Source organism: Chitinophaga sp. H8 (genome assembly GCF_040567655.1).
Taxonomy (GTDB): Bacteria; Bacteroidota; Bacteroidia; order Chitinophagales; family Chitinophagaceae; genus Chitinophaga; species Chitinophaga defluvii.
In genome coordinates this window covers 293,913-315,044 of sequence record NZ_JBEXAC010000002.1, presented here as the reverse complement: position 1 = coordinate 315,044, position 21,132 = coordinate 293,913, and the positions used below count along the sequence as shown (strand labels likewise).

General features: G+C 45.6%; 23 protein-coding genes. 16 read left to right on the top strand and 7 right to left on the bottom strand.

The features are described 5' to 3' along the window. Positions 1-230: 230 nt before the first annotated feature. From mobC to ABR189_RS15030, 5 genes are read right to left on the bottom strand one after another with little or no spacing between them, the layout of a single operon-like run. The gene (mobC, locus tag ABR189_RS15050) at positions 231-2,222 is read right to left on the bottom strand and encodes a conjugal transfer protein MobC (RefSeq protein ID WP_435575327.1); all 1,992 of its coding nucleotides are present in this window, start codon (positions 2,220-2,222) and stop codon (positions 231-233) included. A gap of 11 nt (positions 2,223-2,233) precedes the next feature. Then, a complete protein-coding gene (locus tag ABR189_RS15045; RefSeq protein ID WP_354661341.1) occupies positions 2,234-3,541 on the bottom strand; it encodes a relaxase/mobilization nuclease domain-containing protein in 1,308 nt (435 codons plus the stop codon). Then, positions 3,529-3,918, bottom strand: a complete 390-nt coding sequence (locus ABR189_RS15040; protein WP_354661340.1) for a plasmid mobilization protein — start codon at positions 3,916-3,918, stop codon at positions 3,529-3,531. Before ABR189_RS15040 ends, ABR189_RS15045 begins: the two co-directional genes overlap by 13 nt. Positions 3,919-3,958: 40 nt before the next feature. Beyond that, a complete protein-coding gene (locus ABR189_RS15035; RefSeq protein WP_354661339.1) occupies positions 3,959-4,156 on the bottom strand; it encodes a hypothetical protein in 198 nt (65 codons plus the stop codon). Then, the gene (locus ABR189_RS15030) at positions 4,153-5,052 is read right to left on the bottom strand and encodes a DUF8464 domain-containing protein (RefSeq protein WP_354661338.1); all 900 of its coding nucleotides are present in this window, start codon (positions 5,050-5,052) and stop codon (positions 4,153-4,155) included. The genes ABR189_RS15035 and ABR189_RS15030 overlap by 4 nt, the downstream gene beginning before the upstream one ends. 174 nt (positions 5,053-5,226) lie before the next feature. Here ABR189_RS15030 and ABR189_RS15025 point away from each other — a divergent pair, with 174 nt between their 5' ends. Then, on the top strand, positions 5,227-5,514 hold the full coding sequence (locus tag ABR189_RS15025; RefSeq protein WP_354661337.1) for a hypothetical protein: 288 nt from the start codon (positions 5,227-5,229) through the stop codon (positions 5,512-5,514). Between the two features lie 34 nt (positions 5,515-5,548). Here ABR189_RS15025 and ABR189_RS15020 read toward each other — a convergent pair whose 3' ends face one another. Continuing rightward, the gene (locus tag ABR189_RS15020) at positions 5,549-5,947 is read right to left on the bottom strand and encodes a hypothetical protein (protein WP_354661336.1); all 399 of its coding nucleotides are present in this window, start codon (positions 5,945-5,947) and stop codon (positions 5,549-5,551) included. Positions 5,948-5,980: 33 nt separating this feature from the next. Next, a complete protein-coding gene (locus tag ABR189_RS15015; protein WP_354661335.1) occupies positions 5,981-6,187 on the bottom strand; it encodes a PH domain-containing protein in 207 nt (68 codons plus the stop codon). Positions 6,188-6,555: 368 nt separating this feature from the next. On the opposite strand from ABR189_RS15015, the gene ABR189_RS15010 reads away from it, so the two are divergent. From ABR189_RS15010 to ABR189_RS14940, 15 genes are all read left to right on the top strand, one after another. After that, entirely contained in the window at positions 6,556-7,161 is a 606-nt protein-coding gene (locus ABR189_RS15010) for an RNA polymerase sigma factor (protein WP_354661334.1), read from the top strand. Between the two features lie 57 nt (positions 7,162-7,218). Beyond that, a complete protein-coding gene (locus ABR189_RS15005; RefSeq protein ID WP_354661333.1) occupies positions 7,219-8,337 on the top strand; it encodes a FecR family protein in 1,119 nt (372 codons plus the stop codon). A gap of 195 nt (positions 8,338-8,532) precedes the next feature. Next, positions 8,533-11,979 (top strand): TonB-dependent receptor, encoded by a 3,447-nt coding sequence (locus ABR189_RS15000; protein ID WP_354661332.1) that lies wholly within the window; start codon positions 8,533-8,535, stop codon positions 11,977-11,979. A 6-nt stretch (positions 11,980-11,985) separates the two neighbouring features. After that, a complete protein-coding gene (locus tag ABR189_RS14995; protein ID WP_354661331.1) occupies positions 11,986-13,518 on the top strand; it encodes a hypothetical protein in 1,533 nt (510 codons plus the stop codon). Positions 13,519-13,541: 23 nt separating this feature from the next. Next, complete coding sequence (locus ABR189_RS14990) at positions 13,542-14,396, top strand: hypothetical protein (RefSeq protein ID WP_354661330.1); 855 nt, start codon at positions 13,542-13,544, stop codon at positions 14,394-14,396. Positions 14,397-14,448: 52 nt separating this feature from the next. Continuing rightward, positions 14,449-15,813: a DUF5689 domain-containing protein gene (locus ABR189_RS14985; RefSeq protein WP_354661329.1), complete on the top strand. Its 1,365-nt coding sequence runs from the start codon at positions 14,449-14,451 to the stop codon at positions 15,811-15,813. A gap of 153 nt (positions 15,814-15,966) precedes the next feature. Then, the gene (locus tag ABR189_RS14980; protein ID WP_354661328.1) at positions 15,967-16,215 is read left to right on the top strand and encodes a hypothetical protein; all 249 of its coding nucleotides are present in this window, start codon (positions 15,967-15,969) and stop codon (positions 16,213-16,215) included. Between the two features lie 70 nt (positions 16,216-16,285). Beyond that, the gene (locus ABR189_RS14975; RefSeq protein ID WP_354661327.1) at positions 16,286-16,633 is read left to right on the top strand and encodes a hypothetical protein; all 348 of its coding nucleotides are present in this window, start codon (positions 16,286-16,288) and stop codon (positions 16,631-16,633) included. Between the two features lie 88 nt (positions 16,634-16,721). Next, on the top strand, positions 16,722-17,216 hold the full coding sequence (locus ABR189_RS14970; protein ID WP_354661326.1) for a hypothetical protein: 495 nt from the start codon (positions 16,722-16,724) through the stop codon (positions 17,214-17,216). A gap of 11 nt (positions 17,217-17,227) precedes the next feature. After that, positions 17,228-17,542: a hypothetical protein gene (locus tag ABR189_RS14965; protein WP_354661325.1), complete on the top strand. Its 315-nt coding sequence runs from the start codon at positions 17,228-17,230 to the stop codon at positions 17,540-17,542. A 105-nt stretch (positions 17,543-17,647) separates the two neighbouring features. Continuing rightward, entirely contained in the window at positions 17,648-18,871 is a 1,224-nt protein-coding gene (locus ABR189_RS14960) for a hypothetical protein (RefSeq protein WP_354661324.1), read from the top strand. Between the two features lie 55 nt (positions 18,872-18,926). After that, the gene (locus ABR189_RS14955; protein WP_354661323.1) at positions 18,927-19,451 is read left to right on the top strand and encodes a hypothetical protein; all 525 of its coding nucleotides are present in this window, start codon (positions 18,927-18,929) and stop codon (positions 19,449-19,451) included. 232 nt (positions 19,452-19,683) lie between these two features. Continuing rightward, on the top strand, positions 19,684-20,160 hold the full coding sequence (locus ABR189_RS14950; protein ID WP_354661322.1) for a hypothetical protein: 477 nt from the start codon (positions 19,684-19,686) through the stop codon (positions 20,158-20,160). Between the two features lie 133 nt (positions 20,161-20,293). Next, a complete protein-coding gene (locus ABR189_RS14945) occupies positions 20,294-20,635 on the top strand; it encodes a DUF4134 domain-containing protein (protein ID WP_435575325.1) in 342 nt (113 codons plus the stop codon). Positions 20,636-20,707: 72 nt separating this feature from the next. After that, positions 20,708-21,079: a hypothetical protein gene (locus tag ABR189_RS14940; protein WP_354661321.1), complete on the top strand. Its 372-nt coding sequence runs from the start codon at positions 20,708-20,710 to the stop codon at positions 21,077-21,079. Positions 21,080-21,132 lie beyond the last annotated feature (53 nt).

Here is a 21,132-nt window from a genome sequence, read left to right as displayed (position 1 = left end):
TTCTGAAATTTGTCCCAATGATTATCGTTATGTTGGAAAGCTGTTTGTGCTGAGGTAAGAGTTATTCTCCCGGCTATTTGTGAATTGTGTCGATAGTGTATACACAATTCAATTAGAACATCAGTTCGCTTCTTGCATTAACTCAAATGTTAGCTAAGTTTCTGTCTGCAATAAGGGATACAATCAATCCCTTTTCGCAGACGAAAACTTCAAGTACCTATGCGATTGTACTATCCCTTCCTCACCACCAAATGGCTTAACCCCGGATCGTTCAGCAGCCGTTCCATTTCCGATTGGATGATGTCCTGAACGTCCTGTTTAATTTGTAGGTAATTTCGCTGCACCATGCCGCTGTCCAGCTTGCGGATAACTTCAATTTCCCGGTAACCATCCTGTTCTTTTTTCAACGCTTCGTGATCGTTGATGATCTCGCAATGAAAGGCCTTCAGGTCAATTTTATTGTCCGGGTCGTCAGCCACCATGCCCACGAACTCGCCGGAACTCAATGCTGAAATCTTGGATGGCGGTATGGCAGATTCCAATTGTTTGGAGCGGCTGATGGACGTATCACCGCTGTTAATGGAATAGCTTTCCCTGTCCTGCATAATCTTGCCAAAACGTTCCGACAATTGTTTGGCAGTATCTCCCGTTACCTGCCCGGCAACAATGTTACCAGTGATGTTCATAATCACATCTGCCTGCTCACGGCCGTAGTCCTTGCGAAGCTGGCTGAAGTCCTGGATACCCAAACAAGTAGATACTTTGTTGCTCCGCGCCGTTGCGATCAGGCTGTCCATATTGTTCAGGTAAATGGTCGGGAACTCATCAAATATTAAACTGCTTTTCAGCTTACCCTTTTTGTTCACCTGCTTGACCAGACGGGTCACGTACAATGACAATACAGCCCCATAGATCTGTATTTTTTGCGGATTATTTCCCATGCAAACGATCTTCGGATCATCGGGATTATTGATGTCCAGGTTAAAGTCGTTGCCTGATAGTACGTAATATAATTGTGGTGATGATAATCTCGCCATCGCCACTTTTGCAGCGGCTATCTGTCCCTCCAATTGCTCCATGACATCATTGAGATAGGCATTGACAAAAGGATTGATGAGTACCTCTATTTCTTTCTCGGTGCGGAGCAGCGTAAACAGGCTGTCATAATCCACCTGCATCAGTTCGATGACGTGGGGCAAGGTACAGAACTCACCATCCTTGTACTTGCATAGATACCAGATCACAGCGGATAAAAAGTTGATGGGACTTTCCACGAAAAAATCTCCCTGGCGTTTGATCCACTCGCGGTTCAGTCCCATCAGGATAGTCCTTGCACTTTCCGCCGCATCGGTGATGTCGGTCATGGCCGATGGTTCCAATGGATTGCAGCGGTGGCTACGTGTCAGGTCATCAAAATTGATCACATAAAATGCCGGTGGCTTTTTATAATGCTGTCTATTTTTCAGCCAGGTATTGTAAGCGATCTTGGAAAGGTCGTCAAACTTAAAATCGTATACGAACATAGTAAAGCCCTTACGGATATGCTGGGTGATCACATGCCTTATCACGAAGTAGGATTTGCCCGATCCCGGTGTACCCAACACCATCACAGCACGAAAGGGATTGATGATGTTGATCCAGCTTTTGCGCACCTTATTTTTCAACATATACCGCGCAGGCAGGTTAATGGAATACTCGTTTTCCAGCAGCCGTTCCTCCTGGGGAAAGGTTTCGTTCTCCTTGTTGAAAATATCCTTGTTGTTCAGTTTGTTCTTGATGATCCGAGAAAGTAATGTACCACCCGAAAGCATCAGCAAGAAGCCAATGCCGGTAATCCCCATGTACAGCACCGCCGTACCCGTTGTTTTTATTTTCACCAGCAAGGTGAGGTAGCTAAAGCAATAAATCAGCAAGCCCGTAATGATGTAGGCAAAAGCCGTTTTGTAATTCAGCTTTTCGTTTTTTCTTCCTTTGGCTCCCAATAAGGAGATCACCAGAAACCCTAATGCGATCAGCTTGGAACGATAAAAATCTGCAAACAATCCCGTGTTACGGATATTACCCAACAAGCGGTCTGAGAATTCGCTGACCAGTTGCCATTCCCTGAACGCCGTATAGCAGAAATAATAAAAATGCAATCCCAATATGATGATACTGATCAACCTGGTCATATCCAGTATCTTCCTCAATGCCTGTTCGTTTTCCCCTGTCTGCATAGCCATGATCTTTTCTTTTACTGGTTATTGGATAAATTCTTTTTCTTCTTCTTTTTACGTTTGCGTTTCAACTGCGCGGCTACATAATCGCCAGCCTGTTCGGGTTGCAGTAACACTTCCAATGCATTGCCGGGCGCATTAATCGTTGCAGCAGGCTGTAATGCCTTTTCGGAAGCATTGGTTTCTGCCGCAGTGTGCTGTGGCTGTAACCCAGTATCCCGTTCACGGTCTGGATGCAGCGGACGCAAATCCTGTCCGGGAAAGCTTTGTGGCAGGCATCTTTCCTGTATCGCTTTGGCACTATATTGTTTGCCGAGTGCGCTCCCGTTGAATACGCAATGGGTACGGTGGTCAACATAGGTAATGCCGTAAAGCAAGCCTTCTTCATTTCTGCGAAGCACCGTATCAATGCCCTGCTTTTTCAGGGCTTCAACCAACTTGTCAATAGGCAAGGCTTTCCTGCCGAGTAAGACCATATCAACGGCATTCTTTACCCTTGCTTTGTGCGGCAAACGCCCGGTTTCATTACCAGCATATTTTTTCTCTAGTGACTTCAATACCGGCTTGCTGTAAATATCGCTGGCCTTGATCGGCACACCGATGGGATTGCCCTGCTCATCCAATACCCTATACACCAATCCGCCGCTTTTAAATACCCTTGAATTTTCATTGCCACGGTCTGCCATTACGTTGTACTGGCGCAGCACGGCATTGAGTTCGGGCAGACTGGTGTAGCGGTATTTTTCCAGCACCGCATCCAGCACATTGGTGATCGCCCGTCGGGTATCGGTACGGCCATATTGCACTTTGCGAACGTCTACCGGCTTTAGCTGGAATACCTCTTTTTTTTGGCGGCTGTGCGCTTCCACCAGACCAAACATTTTTTCGATTTCTTTACGTGCCGGTTCGGACTTTCTTATGCCCAGGTGATGCAGGTTGATGGTACTTCCATCAGATTGAATATTGGTGGTTACGAGGTGGAGATGTGGATGCCCTGCGTCGTGGTGCTGGTACACTAAATAAGGTTGTTTACCAAAGCCCAGTTTTTCCATGTATACCTTTGCGATGTCCATCATCTTTTCTTTGGACATACCTGTTTCGGAAGTGTCGAAATTGAGCGAAATATGTACGCTGTTGCGCCGGACATTTTCGTTCAGTTCGATACGTTTCAATAAAAAATTGAGCTTCATTTTTACACTCATATCACCGGCATCGAGCGGATAGTTTTCGGCACCGATGCACTCCGCCACACCTTCCTTTACCTTGTTCTCGTTGTAGTTGAAAATGCGGTGCATGGAGTGGCCTGCCTTGATTACTGCAACCATAATTCCAACATTTTTTTGATGCTGTTTTTTACTTCGTCCATCTTGTTCTGGAGTACCTTTTTCTCCACTTCATGCGCCATCAGCCAGCTCTTAAATTCCACAAGCTGATGCAGTGTATGCAGCTTTTTTACCGACTGGTTGAAGTTGTTCCCGACCGCATTCAGTTCTCCCCGAAGCCTTACCAGTTCTGTCATTACGTCATCCTGTGAACTGTTCCGGTAGGTGGTTACAATAGGCTTTTCAAAAAGCATCCTGCGCACATATTCGCTTAGCTTGCGGCAGGTGGAAGCCTTCCATTTCTTTTCTATTTTAGCATACTCATCCGGCGTTAAGCGGCAGATGATCCGCCGGGTTCTGTTTGTGTTTTTTCCTTCCATCACTTCATCTTTTATCACGTTACAAACTGTATTTATACTTTCATCCAGCAAAGCCATCGAGTTCCGAGATAAAGGCTAAAAACCCGGTTGTCTGACAACCGTTCATCTTGCCGATTGCAGGAACAATGCAATCTTTCAGCCTTTCCCATGTGCTGGAAGACTTTAAAAAGGCTTTAGCGCATTCCTGCAGGCTAAACGCTTTGCAGATTTGAGGTTTTACGGCCTGCTGCCATCTCATAGTCTGGGCTTTAGTTGTTTCTTTTGTGCTTTACCAAAATTCATAACCCAATCATTGAGGTCTTTGTGGTTTTGGTAGAGGGTGCTTTCATCTTTGTACTTCTCGTTTAATGAGAGTGCATAGCGACTGTAATTTCGTCCGGTCGTATCCCGGTCGAGATACAGGCGGATGCTGTCGTGCTGCTCCATGAATGGGCGGGCTTTTTCAAAGAAGGAAACAGAGTTGAGTACCACAAAATCAAAGCGGTCTTCCGGTTCATTTTTATGGATGCTTTTGAAGGAAAGAAAATCGGTAAAGCCTTCAAATACCGCTGCCTCTTTTGCCCCGTTATTGATGGTGGTAATTGTCTTGGGTGAGCTGCTCGCCTTGAAGTAGGGATTGCGGATTTCAAAGCCGCCCAGGTCATTTTTAAAACCGATGCCGTAATAGTTTTTTCCAGCCAGTTCATAGCGGATCTCGCGGCAATATTTATCAGCAATATCAACAGGTATGCGGCGCTGTTCCAGATAACGCAATAAAGCGTAGGATGACAAACTAAATTCCTGCAATACCTTGATCTGGTTTTCCGGTTTATCTTCATCTACAGCTTGCCGTATCAGGGGCTTTTGAAGAGAAAGATCACCGCCAAGCTGCTGAAGAAATTCTCCAACGGTGCAACCATGATACAAGATGGCAAAGTCAATGAGGTTGCCACCTTTGCCCAATCCATGATCGTACCATTTGTTCAGTTTGCGATTGACCTTGAATGAAGCTGTTTTTTCCTCCCGTAACGGGGACGGGTACCAGAAATCGGGATACCTGATTTTTGAGGGTTCGTAACCTAACTTAAACAGGTAATCCACCATGTCCATTTCTTTTACCTCGGCAATGGAAAGCCGGTTGCTGCTGAATTTCATAATCACACATTTTCGTTCTACACTTTCAGTATTGTCATACGAAGTTAATCAGCTTGTATGGGTTCTACCTATCCAGACCATATTTTGCGTAGGATGCCAAAGAGCTTAATAGTTAGTTTTGTATAGTGAGTATGTTTAATCAGTCTGCCAACTGGCAGGCATAAAAGAGGAGTTATGATGACAACAAATGATGTAGCCAAAGTGTACGATACAATCCTTAGTATCCCTGGCATGAACGAGACCGTGAAGATTGACCTGAAGATTTCCAGAAGGAATGCCTTACTACTTAGCCATGTAATTGAGCGTGGATTGAGTGCGAAGGATGACGAGAAAAATCCGGGGCTGTTATCCAGCATTGCAACCGAAAGTCTGGAAGAGCTGAAAACCATTGCAGGCGATTGTTTACAAAAAGCAGGTCTGGTAGAGCTAAGTGAAAAGCTGAATGCACTTGGAGGAAAGTAAAACCTGAAAGTTGGCGGGGCATTTTCCGTACCCGCTAACTCAGTTTTTTCTTAAAGATGATCAAGCCTATCAGAAAGGCAAAAAGAAAAGTCAGTATCGCAAAATACTTTTCAAAGCTGGTTACAGCAAACAGATTTCCAACTGTATTAAGTGCGTAGATAACGAAAAAAATCCAGAGCAATACCTGAACGGTTTTGGACGAAAGCAGCGGTCTGATAAAGTTTCCTTTTATCAATAACGTGAAACTGAAAAGCAGATTGATCAGGATAGATATCGCTTCAAACACATACATTTCACTGTCTGTCTTTAGGCTTCCGCCCCAGGCGATATTATAAGGGGCAATTTTGGTAACAATGGCAATATGGAATAATAAAACGGCCGTGTTCAGCACCAGCAGTGATACGATGGCAAATCGGGATTGTTTTGTGTTCAAATGGATGGATGACATTAGTTGAAGCGAATGAGTTTAACGGGTTACCCAACCATCCAGTTTGCGGATGTCGGGGATGTTGTGAGCCGTAAGCCACTTACGGAAGTCATCCGGATCAGACGCCGTGAAATGGATGATATCGCCATCGTCCAGCAGGATGGTAAAATAATCGTATGCTGCAATGAACTGGTAGAGTTCCTTTGCCGCATAAGCAAAACCATGATAAAATTGCGGGGTATCCATATCTATCAAATAATAATTACGCTTATCAAAATCCCCGCTTAAAAAATAGGCGAGGCAACAGCTTACCGAACTGAGGTCTTAGGAAACCCGGCAACAATAAGTGCGCCCACGCCATAGCTGGGCGTCCTTCACTTATCATCCCATTGCCTTTGAAAGTTCCTAAGTTTCAGTCCGGGAATTAAAGCAAAAACGCTTTACAATATTTTTTCACAGACAAAAATAGAAATTGCCTGCCAAATATTATCATACTCCCCACAGACTTTGTGCAAAAGTCTTCCTTGTGATCGCATTACAAATCCACTTTATAGAAACTTAATGTTACGTTAATATTAAAATGGGCAATTTTGTAACGGCAAGTTTTTATTTCCATGAATTATAAGCAGTCATCCGATATAGAATTATGGCAACGTTGTCAGCAGGATGACATGCGGGCTTATAATGCACTGTTTGATCGATATTTTCCAAAGCTTTACAGCCTTTCCCTTCGATATGTCAAAGACAGTTCAACTGCCGAAGAGCTGGCAATGGATGTGCTTTGTAATCTTTGGTACAAACGAAACGAGTTAACAATCAGAACGGATATTTCGACCTATTTTTTCCGGTCGATGAAGAACCATATTATCAACCAACTGAAGAAAAATATTCCTGTAACCTCAACATTAGAACTGGTAGGAGAACACCAGCTTGTATCCGACAGCCAAGCAGATAACGAAGTACTTATTTCAGATCTTGAAACAATTTATCGTGAACAGCTAGATCAACTAAGCCCTCAGCGACGCAGGGTATTTCAACTTAGCCGGGAAGAGCATTTAACCTACGCCGAGATCGCCCGGGAAATGAATATTTCCGTCAGTGCCGTCGAAAAATATATGGGCGCGGCACTTAGCAGTCTGCGAAACGGTATGAAGGACTACAGTTTGCCTTCCCTTCTATTCCTCTTCGGATCACTATCCGTCCTTGTTTATTTTTACTAAAATCTTCCAAAATTTTCTTACTGAGAATCAGTTACTTATTCGGTAACTGAAAAATATTTGAAAAAAATATCGGATGCCATGTGTGGTGTCAAACCTTTTTTCTTGTCTTATATTATTGAAAGCGCAAAATTTATTATGAAAGCTGAAGAAAAGCTCTTATTACAAAAATTTCTGAAAGGTCGCTGTTCCGATAAAGAACTCGCCCAGGTCAAGGTATTACTGGAGCAGCCGGGTGTAGATGGGGTGTTGGATGAACTAATCACCATCCAGTCGGGTGAGCAGTGGTATGGTACCCTTGAACCGGACCAGGCCCTTTTAGATCTGACAGCACGAAAAAAGGCAGAGGCAGCTAAACGGTTTGCTGAAGGCAAATCAAGTCAACCAGAATTAAAGAAACGTTGGTTGTTTGGCAGATTGAATATTCTACAGCACGCCGCAATTTGGGCGGGGGTGATATTAGTGGGAACGTTGGCGGTATGGCAATATAAAAATGTAGTGCACCATACAGAACAGGTAGCCTATGTAGAACGGGTTAACTCTAAAGGATTACCACTGCGTTATGTGCTACCAGACAGTTCCGAAGTTTTTCTTGGAGCTGCTAGTAGCCTGCGGTACCCCGAAAATTTTAAAGGAGACACAAGGGAGATCGAATTACAGGGTGAAGCCTTTTTCCAGGTTAATCGTAATCCTGAAAAACCGTTCATTATCCACACGGGAAATGTACAGACAAAGGTATTGGGAACTTCCTTTAAAGTGGAAGCATTCGGGCAGAATCCTATAGTAGTATCCGTTGCGACAGGAAAAGTGGGAGTCAGTCAGCATACTGGAAATACCAGTAAAACACTCGCACTGTTAACACCGGGCAAACAAGTAATATGGGATCAGCAGAAGCAGGTTGCTTCAGAGCATAATGTAGATATATACAGCTTAGAAAGCTGGAAAACGGGAGATCTTTCCTTTGAAGAACAACCTTTATCTGCAATTGTCGGGGAGATTCAAAGACGTTTTGGGGTGAAAATACATTTTGCAGACGCTACATTGGCAGAAACCCGGGTCAGTGTTACGTTTCCTGCCGGTAAGCCCATTGAGAATGTCATGTACATCCTCTCTGAAACAGGACGATTTAGTTATCAAACAACAGATAACCTCGTATATAAAATTTATCCGAAAAAATGAGCTGCTTATGTAAAGACGAAAAGTAACTAATAAATATTTAAAGCGCTCCCGGTTGTAGCGGGAACGCTTTGTAAAAAGACAAAAAGCCGGATGACTTGCAATCTGTACGGCTCAATGCAAACTTCTCCCGCCTTAAAGCAGGAGGCTTACAGACTATTTTCTTATATGAACTTAACCCGTAATTATTACAAACATATGCAAAAAGTAGTAAAAGTACTTGATGCCAATGGATTTATCGCCCATAGAAAGCGATTCCATCTTTTCCTGATCATGTCTATTTTCCTGCTTTTTTCGCAGTATGTCAATGCACAGGATTTAAGCAAAAAAATAACCGTTACCATTCAAGACGCTTCCATTAAAGAGGCGTTTAACAAAGTAAAAGAACAAAGCGGAATTCTATTTGCCTTTAATGCGGACATCAACAAGTATGCTGGTAAAAAAGTCAGTATAGACCGGAAGGACATAACAGTCAGGCAGGCTATTGAATTGATTATTGCTGGCACAAACCTACACTTTAAAAAGGTTGACGACCAACTACTGATCGAAGAAAAACCTGCTGTTAAACAACAAGTCAGCCCAAACGCAGCAGCCGGTCAGGGTCAGGGAACGGGCGGCCTTAAAGGCCGTATTGTGGAGTTTGAAACTTCACAGCCCCTGCCCGGCGCATCTGTACAAATTTTGGAACTGAACAGGGGAATTACTACAGATAGTACGGGATATTACCGCTTTACCGGTATAAGAGCCGGACGTTATACCTTAAAAGTCTCTTTTGTAAGTTATGCCACCGAGAACCAAATTGTTGAAGTAAAAGCTAACAGGGATGAGGTTTACGATATCAAGTTGCAAGGCAATAACCAGTTGGGAGAAGTAATCGTGACCGCTACAGGAAAAACCCGTAAGCCTGTGGCGCATGCTTCGGAGAAACAAGTATTACAGGAAATCAAAGCCGCACAATCTGTTGTAAGTGGTATTTCCAGCCAGGAAATCAGCCGTTCGGCAGACCGTAATGTGGCCGATGTAGTAAAGCGTATTTCCGGAGTATCGGTAAAAGACGATAAGTTTATTATAGTCCGAGGTATGAACGAACGTTACAACCTTACCTACCTTAACGGGAACATAGCCCCGTCAACCGAGCAGTATTCGCGGGCCTTCGCCCTCGACCTTTTGCCCACGCGGATTATTGATAAGATCCTGATCTATAAGTCCCCCGCGCCGGACTTAATGGGCGACATGACAGGCGGTGCCGTGAAGATATTTACCAAGGATGCCAAAAATGTTAAGCATTTTGATATTGAACTGCAGAGCGGTTTTCTGCAAAACACCAGTTTCAACAAAAATTTCCTGACCTACACGGGTGGCAAGTACGACTTTCTGGGATTTGACGACGGGACACGCAAGCTACCGTCCTCCGTTCCGGGATACGGCGATTTTACCCGTGCGACCATATCGCAAAAGGAATATGTCAAAAGTTTTTCCAATATCCTGACTTACGGGAAAAAGACAGCGCTTCCGCCCATGCAGCTTACGGCCAACTACTACAACAGTTTCAAGGTCGGCGGCCGCCCGCTTTCCGTACTCAGCTCGCTCAGTTATAAGAATGAATCAAAGAAAATAAGTGTGGAGCGGATGACAGGCAACCTCACTTTGCATGGGGGCACAAGTCTGAAAAACAAAGGCGTTGACGACCAGAACACCGAAAACGCGCAACTTAGCCTACTGCAAAACTTCACCTATCGCCTCGGTGACAGTACCACTATCTACTTTAAGAACTTTGTGCTGCAACAGGGCCAGACCAACACGATCCTGAAAAACAGGGAAGCGGAACTTTATTACGATATAAACCAGCAGAAATGGGTTATGGGGGGAGAGGGAATAAAGAAACGGGATATCATCCTCTCTTATAACCAGCGCTTTCTATACAGCGGGAACCTGGGTGGCAATACTTCGATCGGATCAAAAGGCAAACAAAAACTGGATTGGAATACCGGTTATACGTATAGCAACCTGACTACGCCTGATCAACGGGTGATCCATTTGCAGCAAAATGACCGGACTAATATACCTGTTGTTGGTGACCCCGGACAAAATTGGGTGCCGGTATGGCGCGAACAGCAACAAGAGGAGTTTATGGGTAATGCGCTGGAACAGGGTATGATTTCCCGCGTTTGGATCAAAAATATAGAATCCCAGTACAACGGGTCTGTAGATTATTCCTATAAATGGCGTCCCTGGGCAACCTTCAAAGCGGGAACTTATCAGCAATGGAAAGAACGCAAGGTCTTTCGGAGGGTATTTACCGTTAACGAAGGGGACTTGAACAGTCTGGGTCAACCAGTAGACTTCTCTTATGACGCCATAGGCCGTCGTAATCCCGACATGGACATGAACCTGGTCATCTGGCGTCAGCAGGATCTGGGGCAGCTTTGGAGTGATGATTACCTGCGGGACGACGGCACTGGTTTAAAAGTATATGATCGTACCAAAGGTGGCGATGCCTATACCGCTACAGAACAGAATAACAGTGCATACCTGGCGGCAAGCCTCCTGCCCATGGGAACAAAACTAGACATCTACGGGGGCGTTCGTGTGGAATATAACCGGCAGAAAGTGGCCGGGGCATTGGGCACTTTAGGCGATATTCCCGGGGCCGTCAACACGCCGGTACTGGCCGACCTGAAATCGACGGAAATTCTGCCTTCGCTTAATATCGGTTACCGGCCATCGCAGCCATACGTATTCCGATTGAGCTATGGAAAGACGGTTAACCGCCCCGAATTCCGGGAGCTTTCGCCTTACCAGGAACTGGATTACAACGAAAACCAGCGCATAAGGGGAAACTCCAAGCTTCAACTGGCCCGTATCGATAATTACGACCTGCGTGTGGAATGGTATCCTAAAGAGAGCGGAGCAGGCAACGAGAGCTTTAGCCTGGGCGGTTTCTATAAAAAGATTGAACATCCTATAGAACGGGTCATTTCAAAGTTAAACCTTGACAACGGCGCAGCCAATATACAGTACATGAACGCGGACAAGGCCGACGTGTACGGGATCGAACTGGATTTCCGTAAGTACTTCAACTTTATCCCCGGCACTTTCTTCCGCAATCTGTCCTTTATCGGTAATGCCTCTTACATCTACAGCCGGGCGGAACGTACGCCTGTAAACAATGATGGTACCAACAACCTGAATGACCCTGTGATCCGCAGACAGCTTCAGGGACAATCCCCCTACACCGTTAACGGCGGATTGTATTATGAAAATGCCGGTTCAGGAACTAAACTAGGAATTATCCTGAACCAAACCGGGCCACGCATCTATGCCGCCGCGATAGGTCGCAAAGCAGCCACAACAACAGGCAACTATCCTGATTTTGGAACACAGCCCAGTTTGATTGAACTCGCCCGCCGCCAGTTGGATATTTCCGCGACACAAAGGATCGGCAAGGGCTTGCAGCTCAAATTTTCTGTCCAGAACCTGCTGAACGATGCAGTACGGCTCGCCGAGGACGCCAATTTTACGTACAAGTACGAAAAGGCCCAGTACATCCGGTCCCCCACGAACGCCTACTTTTCCGGTGACCTGTTGGCTTCTGATTACCGTCCCGGCCGGTATTTCATCATCACATTTACTTATTCATTATAAAATCACATGAAGGATATACAAAATATTTTTAAGTGTAGCAGCCTGTTTCAGAAAGCAGGCATTGCTTGCTGCCTTTGCCTTGCCTTGCTATACGGATGTAAAAAGGCGGATAATTTTTATGAAACGCTGGATGGGCTGCTCCAGGTTGACGGTAGCGCTGACCGGGCCTATCGTACCAGCTACGTGGTCGGAGATACACTCCAGATCTACGGATTGCTGAAGGCGGATAAAGACCTGGAGGTTTGGATCAATGGCATTAAAGGAAACATCATCGATAAATCATTGGTAGACTATCGAACCTCTGAAGGAGATCAGCGCAATATGGATCGCATCCGTGTACTGATCAGCGAAGAGATGATAGGTTCCAACCTGCCGGTGGAGTTCCGCAATGGTGACCTGCGTGGAACAGGGCCAGCGATTGATGTCCTCAGCTATTATGGCAATAATAGTTTTACGCAGGAACTCACCCAGCAAACCACCTACACCTTTCCTGACCGGAGCAATATTTTTCTGTACTGCGCCAGCGGTAAAGGTGATGTGTACTATTATTCGCAAACAGACAAACGTATCCGCCATATCGGCAAAGACGGCACATCGGCGGTCATAAAGGATCTTTCGCTACCGCTCCCTGATGGTGCGAATGTGCAGGAGTTTCTGGCAGGCGGGGTAGATCCGGGAAAGCAAAACCTGTATTTCTCGGTACATACGGACAAGGGCTATGCGCTATACCGCATGATACTGGCCAATCAAAACCTCACGCTACTTAATTCTTCCGCATCCATTGGTGCACCCTTTAGCGGTCAATTATCGGCCGTGCAGATTGCGGTGACCAGCATTTACCCCGACAAAAATGGCAACCTGTTTTTGGGCATTGGAAACAGCACAATCCTGAAGAGCCTCCCGGTCGCATTGGCTTATTGCACAGCCGCCGACCAGTCCTTCTCCTATTTATACAAATGGGACGGTAGTGTTCCAGGATTACCCGCCGAATTATTACCTCTGGGTACGGACCACCGCGGGTGGCGGCTTAACCCGGATGAAAAGCGGCTGTACATTTTGGGCTTTTCAAATATCACAGGTTTTGCCATTGATGTATATGACACGGAATCCAGGGTTAAGCTACAAAGGGTCTCTTTTGCAGGAGGGAACGATCCTTTCACTTTTGTAGGCAATTTCCCCAGCCTTAAAATAAACTTGAGCAATGGTAATACCAACAGCCCCGACCTGTGTTTTGGGCTCATGCCCATGCCGGGAAACCGCCTACAGGCCTTGTTATACCAATATTATCAATACCCGGCAACCAATGAACTGGCTTCTGGCCGGGATTTCCCCAAATGGACAGTTTTTGATTTTGACAGCAACCGCACTTATGCCTACGCGAAAGGAAAGTTTGATCAGGGCGCAGTTGTATTTAACCCCAGCACTTATCTTTTTCCGAAGAACAGCGCTGTGGATGAACTGCTGAATTGGGACGAGGACGGCCACTTGTACATGAGCACCAACGGGAAGAAACTGCTCATCAAAACCAAAACGCAATGATACATCCAAAAACATTCGAGCGTATGAATATGAACAGTATAAAAAATAAAATAAAAAGATGGTTTTCCCTCGCGCTGTTTTGCTGTATGGCGACAGCCTGCAAAAAGAACGTAGAAGCGGTACTGCCTGACAACCAGCAGGACATCCGTGTCAACTATTACGGCGCTTCGGACGTGTTGCCGGAGACGGATCTCAACGTGGACATTTCCCTGCTATTGGACGGCAAACAGTACCAGCAGTATCAAGCCGCCTTCCGTTTCGAAAGCGACAACGATATACACGTTTATCCCAGGACTTTTCAGAATTCCGACGACCGGCAGATCGGCTATGCACGCTACGTGGCGCAACCCTACCGGTTCGCCTTTGCCGGGGAAAACATAAAACTGGTGGATACGCTGTTAAACCTGGAGCCTGCAACTTTCCACTGCCTCTATTTAACCGATGTGTTAACTGCGCAAAATTCAGCGCCCAAATATGGCTTGCTTGCGGTAAAGGAAACCCGGCAAGCTATACCCGATGGACAGATCGGCGTGCGTTTTATCAATCTTAGTCCGGAAACAAACTCTTTGGAAGTGGTACTTACGACGGTGGGCGGAAACGATAGGCCTTTAGCTGCCACTGCGTTTCTGAAAGCTTCGGAATACAGCTACCTGGATCCGAAGGACGCCACGGAGGGGCTACTCCGTTTCAAACTGACCGATACGGATGGGAGTGTCATCTATACGGCGGTACCAGCGACTGCAGGCAGAAGTTATGCTGTTATTGCCCAGGGATTTAAAACGGACCAGCGCAGGCAGATAGCCAACGGTAACGGGCAGGGCGTTTCCACTCTAACCATTTCCAACAATTTACGTGCACTCGTGCGCAGAACTTATTAAACAAATAACAATAGTCAATAATTAAATCATGAAATCGAAAAACAGTTTTACTATGAACATTAAACGTACAGCAAGGCAGTTCCTAGCCCTACTGGCTATTGCGGCGAGCTTTACCGCGTGTAAAAAAGACAAAAATGTTGAACCCACCCCGCCTCCCCCCGTAGAGGTCGTTGCCATCAGCTTGCAGGATTTGAAAGCATTGGCAAAAGATGAGGCCGTTACCGTACCTGACGGACGTAAAATATCCGGTATAGTGATCTCAGACGCCGGCGGTAAGAATATCGCGGCTACCAGCCTGATCTTACAGGAAGAAACAGGTAAACCGGGTATCATCGTTAACCTTGCGGAGGCCAATGCCTTTAAGACCGGTGATAAACTGGAGATCAACATCTCTAAGCAGAAGCTGGAAAAGATCAACGGAGAGGTGACCCTTACCGGTATTCCGGTAGCCAATGCCAGCAAGACGGGCACCGGGACGATAACGGCCAAAGCTACGAATGTCGAAGAGCTAACCACTAATGCGGCAGCATGGGACGGTACGCTGGTATCATTGGGAGAAGGACGCTTTTACGGCGGTAGCGGGAAATATGCTACCGAAGGCGTGGAATTTGCGGATGCCAAAGGCCGCGTAAAAATTGGGGTAGCCAGTACTGCGACATTTAAAGACCAGGCTTATGCCGCATCTGTTTCACAGCTCATGGCTATTGTGCGTGTGGAAGGCACAAAAGTAAGATTGGACATTCGCAACGCGACAGATGTAACCGGAGGTGAGATCACCAAAATATTAACAGAGGATTTTACTGATATATCGCTAATAGGTAATCCCCACGCCTATAATCCTGATATAATAAATGCTTTTACTACTGATTTTGGAGAGTGGGGGGTTATTGAAGGGCTTTACGTGCGAGGTGATCGTTATGACGGCAGTTTTTTATCCTCTACCAGAAAATATTTCTATTCCGTTAACTCAAAGAGCCTAGGGAGTATTAAGTATACCAATCCTAATTTGAAAGGCCTGAAAAAAGTGTCTATCACTTTTGCGGGCAGTAAAATAGAAGGCGATAAAGCGATTTTAAAAGATCCAGAATATGGTGGTGTATATGTTTCGGTTCCCCCCTTTAATATTGCTACTGATTATTTTCAGGTAAGATTGTCGGGACAAGTTTCACAATTCGGCAGTTTCGGGCTTGAATCTCCAAAGATCACGAAAACCGGCGAATTTACCACCGTTACCTTCACCATACCTTCCAAAGAGGAACTGCTGAAGATTAACGGTGTCACTCCAGAGGATGTGGACAAGTTTTTAGCAAACCCTCAAATTAGTTTTTATAATAGATCGCACCGGGAGGGCTTTGGTAATTGGGACACCGTTGCACCTATAGTATTCGATAAAATAGAGTTTTCATTTGCAAACTAATTTTTAATGCAGGGTATCAGCCAATCGAAGCATCAGCATCTGGTGGATGCCTGGGTTATTTGGACGCTGTAACTTCTCATAAGCAGTTAGTTTTGAAAAGCCCTGCTTGATTGTAAGCGGGGCTATTTTTTAAAATCCAATATCTTTTCCATAGTGGCAGCGATTAGTAAAGCAGTACATCAAAAATTTCTATTGGCACTGGAAGAACGCCTTCCGCAGGTTTCAGAGCCATTTGTATCCCTGCTGCAAAGCGAAGTGAGCCGACTGGAAACAATCTATGCAGATTACTTGCAACACATACAAACTGCGCAACAATTGATTGTAAAGTACGAACGACAGCAAAAGAACATTAGGACCGAGCTCAGACGACAGCAAAGTAGAACGAAAGAAAAACCCGGTTGAATTAGTCGATGAATAATATCCTTTGTAAAAAAGCCAGTTACCCTGAAAACATCATAACCGAAAATGGTGTATGACAATAGCACGTAAACAAAAGATACTTTTTATACAAGAACAGTTGAACCGGTTGCAGCTATACGGCTCTTATGGTTATGAGGTATTGGAGGAACTGAGAAGCCGGTTAACAAGAGATATCGAAGAACGTCTGAATGAAGGAATATTTGAGTTTTGTTATAAAGGAAAACTTCTGTGTGCTTTTGATTGGAAAGCTGAAGATATTATAGAAATATCGGTGTATGACAAAGGACAATTAATAGTGTATGAGTATAGCAAAGAGAAAATGATCGGATTTGAGATTATGATTAATATCATCAATAATCATATCCGTGAACTGGATGGCAAATTAATAATGATCGGGTAAAAGAAGTTTAGATAAGGTTCTGAACACAGGTAGCCGGTGTATTCATTTTGGGATACGCCGCCGCTACCGACTATTTAGAAAAGTAGGAATGAAAAAAGTAAGAATATGTTTGTTATTGTTGGTGTTATTAGCCGCGCAAATGGTTCACGCCCAGCAATCGCGTGTAACCGGTTACGTGAGTTTTACCCATCCGGTTGGCACCTGGAACAAAGAAGGTATGAAGTATAATTTTAGAGATAGTTATACCCTCATCTTTCCGGTAGGACTTAACCTGATGAAAACAGAGCGGTTTGGATTTAGCTTTGAGTTGTCGCCCGCTATTCGATCAGACAGTACCGGCACGAAGGTAACTTCTGTTCTTTTCCATCCCGGAGCCGTGTTTAAATTTAGACAGGGTTTTGGCATGGCAGCAAGACTGGCCTTTGAGACGAGTGGAAGATTTGGATTTACACCGGTGTTCAACAAAGTGCTTATCAGGAAGCAAACTCATAATTATTGGGTAGCAATTCCCTTCCCGGTAAGGTTTGGCAATAACCAACCTGCATCTATCGGAACGGGGCTACAATTTGGTGTCGGTTTTTAAATAGTACGGTTATGAAAAAACTCATGGCATGGTATCAAAAATTTATCCGCAAACATATCATTTGCTGGCCCGAAGAATATTTTAACCCCTGCTGCCGACCGTCCGATCCAGAACCGGTGGCTGATGCAAACGTCCTGCGTTCATCAGTGCACCGGTATTTTAAGTATAACCAGGCAGGTGATAGCTATGTCATTCCCTTTGAACCGCTGTATATGCAAACGATGGAAGATATGCGCAACGATGGTTGGCAGGTGGAGCTGCAATGCGGTGCCGGTGGAGAACTGTTCTATACCATCTCATCCAAAATAAAGAACAAAGCTGTGTGACCCCGTTTTTAAATCCATTGATATGAACAAAAAAATAATGATCAAAATATTGCCTATGCTATAAATAACGACCCGAATTTTTCCTGTGAACTAAAGCCGGTGGTATTGAAGAAAGAAAATACACATATCGAAGGGCAGTCTTATCCTATGGAGTGGCTCGACCTGATCATCACGGTCACGTTGAACCCTGACAGCACCAGTGTGGACACGATCACCGATGCACAGGCTACCTGTATATGCACCCAACTGGACAGCGAGGCATCCCGCCTGAAATCACTCCTGAAAAACAAGGTATTCTCCCTTACCAAACCCGGCAAAATACGATTGCTGATCCGCCATTATCATCATACCCTTATTGTGCTGCTGGATCATGCCATCGCTAACGGGCAGCATCCCGCTTTCAAAACAACACTGCTACAACCTGTACAGGAAAAGGCTATTGATACGCTGGACAACCTGTTATCCTTTATCGAAACCCGTTTTGCCGCTTACCTGGGACTAGAAGAACGGGTACCGGCCACCTATCTTTCGGTAGTACAGTCGGAACTCAGTGAGCAGTTGGATAAGGTCAGGCAAAAACTGCAGCCCTCACTGGGTGAAAAATACGTGCTGGATATGGTCTGGAAAGTACTGGAGACTTTTACCGATCCCGAGGTGGAAAGGCCTGCACCGATTACCTTTGCCGACGTGCTCTATCACCGGGAACTGCTGCGCAGCCTGGAGCAACTGGAAGAGGGCGACCGCATTTCCACCCGTTATACCCTGCTCGAAGAAACACTGATCGGCATGAACTTCAACCACCGTGGCTTCATCAGCAGCTTTACACAAAAAACAGCCGACCGGGTCAACATGCAGCAAGACCTGAAGGAACGTATCACCCTGCTGGCTTTATATCAAAAGGAACTCAAACAACTCATTGCCGAACCGGACAGGTGTTACCAGACCGGTCATCCCGGTTTACAAACCACGCTGGACAATTGGTTCAGCCAGGAACTCTTCTTCCTGGAAAAGAAACTCCACCTGAACATCGTACCTATCGGTGCTGACAACGAAACGGCCGATGAAAGAAAAAATACGTACAAGCTACTTTGTACATTGAGCGAAGACCAACTAGGTATTTTACTGAAAGCCGCCGATGACCTGAAAGTTATCATTTCCCGCTCACTCAGTAATGTCTTCAACCAGATTGTACCCTATCTGTCCACACCTTACAAAGAAGAACTTTCACCCAACAGTATGCGCAGCCATACCTACGCCATGGAAGAAAGGGACAAGCAGGTAGTGATAGAAACATTGGAGAAAATGATCGAAAAGATTAAAGAATATTGAGCAATGCACAGAAATATTTGAATAAAAACAATAGATAAAGTAAACGTAATACATCATGAAAACAATCCTGATTTTTATAACCGGCCTGCTACTCGTAGCGGGATGCAATGAACCGAAACTGGACAACGCAATGGCAGCGGATATTTTAAAAGCAGAGCAGCGGTATCCACGAGCGGTGGACTATGATCTGTACTGCGCTGATCCGACACATGCCAGACGGGTGCTGGAAGGCGGGCTGGAAGAAAAAGGCCTGTTGACCGTCGCCCGCTCGCAAGAGCTGGGTGATGCTGGCGCACCGCTGATCCAACTGACAGCAGCAGCCAAGCCCTATCTGCTGGAAACATCTGATAAAGACAAAGCCATCCATGTGCAAAAGGTAAAACTTGCTGATGAGGTACTTGACAATGTTCAATCTGTCAGCCTTGCAGATGATGGAAAATCGGCAACCGTGTCGTACAGTACCTGCTATACCAATTTTACGCCCTTTAATGTGCTGCGTACTGCACCGAAAGACAACAAAGCCTATACGGTAGCATTTATACTTACCAATAAAGGCTGGCAGGTAGAGCGAAAGAAGTGATCCTACAATTCATTTGTATCAACAGGAGCAGAAAATTTCTGCTCCTGTTTTGTTTATGTGCAGCCTGCAAACGCTGTTTTCATCAGGGGTGCAACAAAGTGCAAGTAGGTGCAACTTTATCTTGAACTTGTAAACGCTTTTGTATGACCGTTTCTTTGCTAAGAGAAAATTGTAAACAACCCGACTATCAAAGCCGAGTTGGACTAGTGTGAAACGATAAAATGAGAAGCGTATGTTTACAGGAATATCATGGACGACTTATCTTTCGGCAGTAGCCATACTGCTGGTGATCTATTATTTGTATGTAGGGGTACGGTATTTTTCCGGTGACCTCAAAGACCTGTTGGCAGGAAAGAAGAAATTCAAACTGCGACCGGCTCCACCGGGCGATGCTGACGACACGCCTGTTTCCCCCTTTCAACCATCAGAAAATACGTTGGCTTTTGAAGAAGCTACCGACAGCGATTTCCAGGAAGTGGAGGAACTGATCGGCCGGTTGAAAGATGTCATTGCTGACGCCTCACAGCGGGAGCTGATCCCACAGGAGTTCAGGCAATACCTGCGTATGACACTGAAGGAATATCCCGCTATAAAAAATTCCCCGCTCCGTTTATCGGTCAATGAACTGATCGTTTCGGAATGCGAGAAATACGGGACTGTTACGCTGAGTGCGGAAAAAGTGGACGAGATGTGGAATGGTAGCTTGTAACAGTCCCGGCGGAGCGTGCTTCCCCGTCCGTCCCGGTGCGTGAGGGCAATGTGAGATGGATGAGTGGGTACTGCGACGGCGAGGCCGCTCCGTTTTTCATCCCCGATTTTTTTTGAATTTTAATACGTGTGATATGGAAAAGTGCAGAATGAAAATTAAAATCAACATCGACCGGAAACGGTTACAATCATGGGGCATGACCCTTTTGCTCACCGCTGTCAGCGCAGGCGTTATGGCGCAGGACGGCATTCAGGGCATCAACGAAGCCAACTCCAAAGTCAGGAGCTATTTTGATGCAGGTACCAACCTGATGTACGCCGTGGGCGCTATACTTGGCCTGATCGGTGCGGTCAAGGTCTATCAAAAGTGGAATAGCGGCGATCAGGACACCAGCAAAGTAGCCGCGGCCTGGTTCGGCAGTTGTGTCTTTTTGGTCGTGGTTGCCACGGTCATCAAATCATTCTTCGGCGTTTAAATCCTTTTGTTTATGCAAACTGTGCTCCAAGAAAAGCTGTGGGCGTATATCGTCCACCACAATCCCGAGCTGATGTTCCATTTGCAGGAGGACTATTCGGTAACCCGCTACCTCGAAGAAAAGGTAGCGGGCATACTGCCCACTGTGGCGCAGCTCCTGTCGGAAAACAGACCCGCCTATGTCATTGAGGAACTATGCCTGAATGCGATGACCGAAGAGCTGAAACCTTCGCGTTATCGCTACCTGCGTTCAGTACTCGAAGAGGATTTCAATACCGAATACGAAGCGTGGAAAGAAAGCGGAACGCTGACCTATGAACTCTGCAACCTCATTGAGACTTGTAAAGAAATTTTTGATGGGCAGGGTTTCAGTAGTGCAAATGAACAAGACCGCTATCTGCGGTATGCCATTATCGGACAGGTACAGGCATACCTCGTTGAATAAGCTAAGAACGTAAGAGTGCAGGTATGGAACGGTTGGGAAAGAGCTGTTCCATC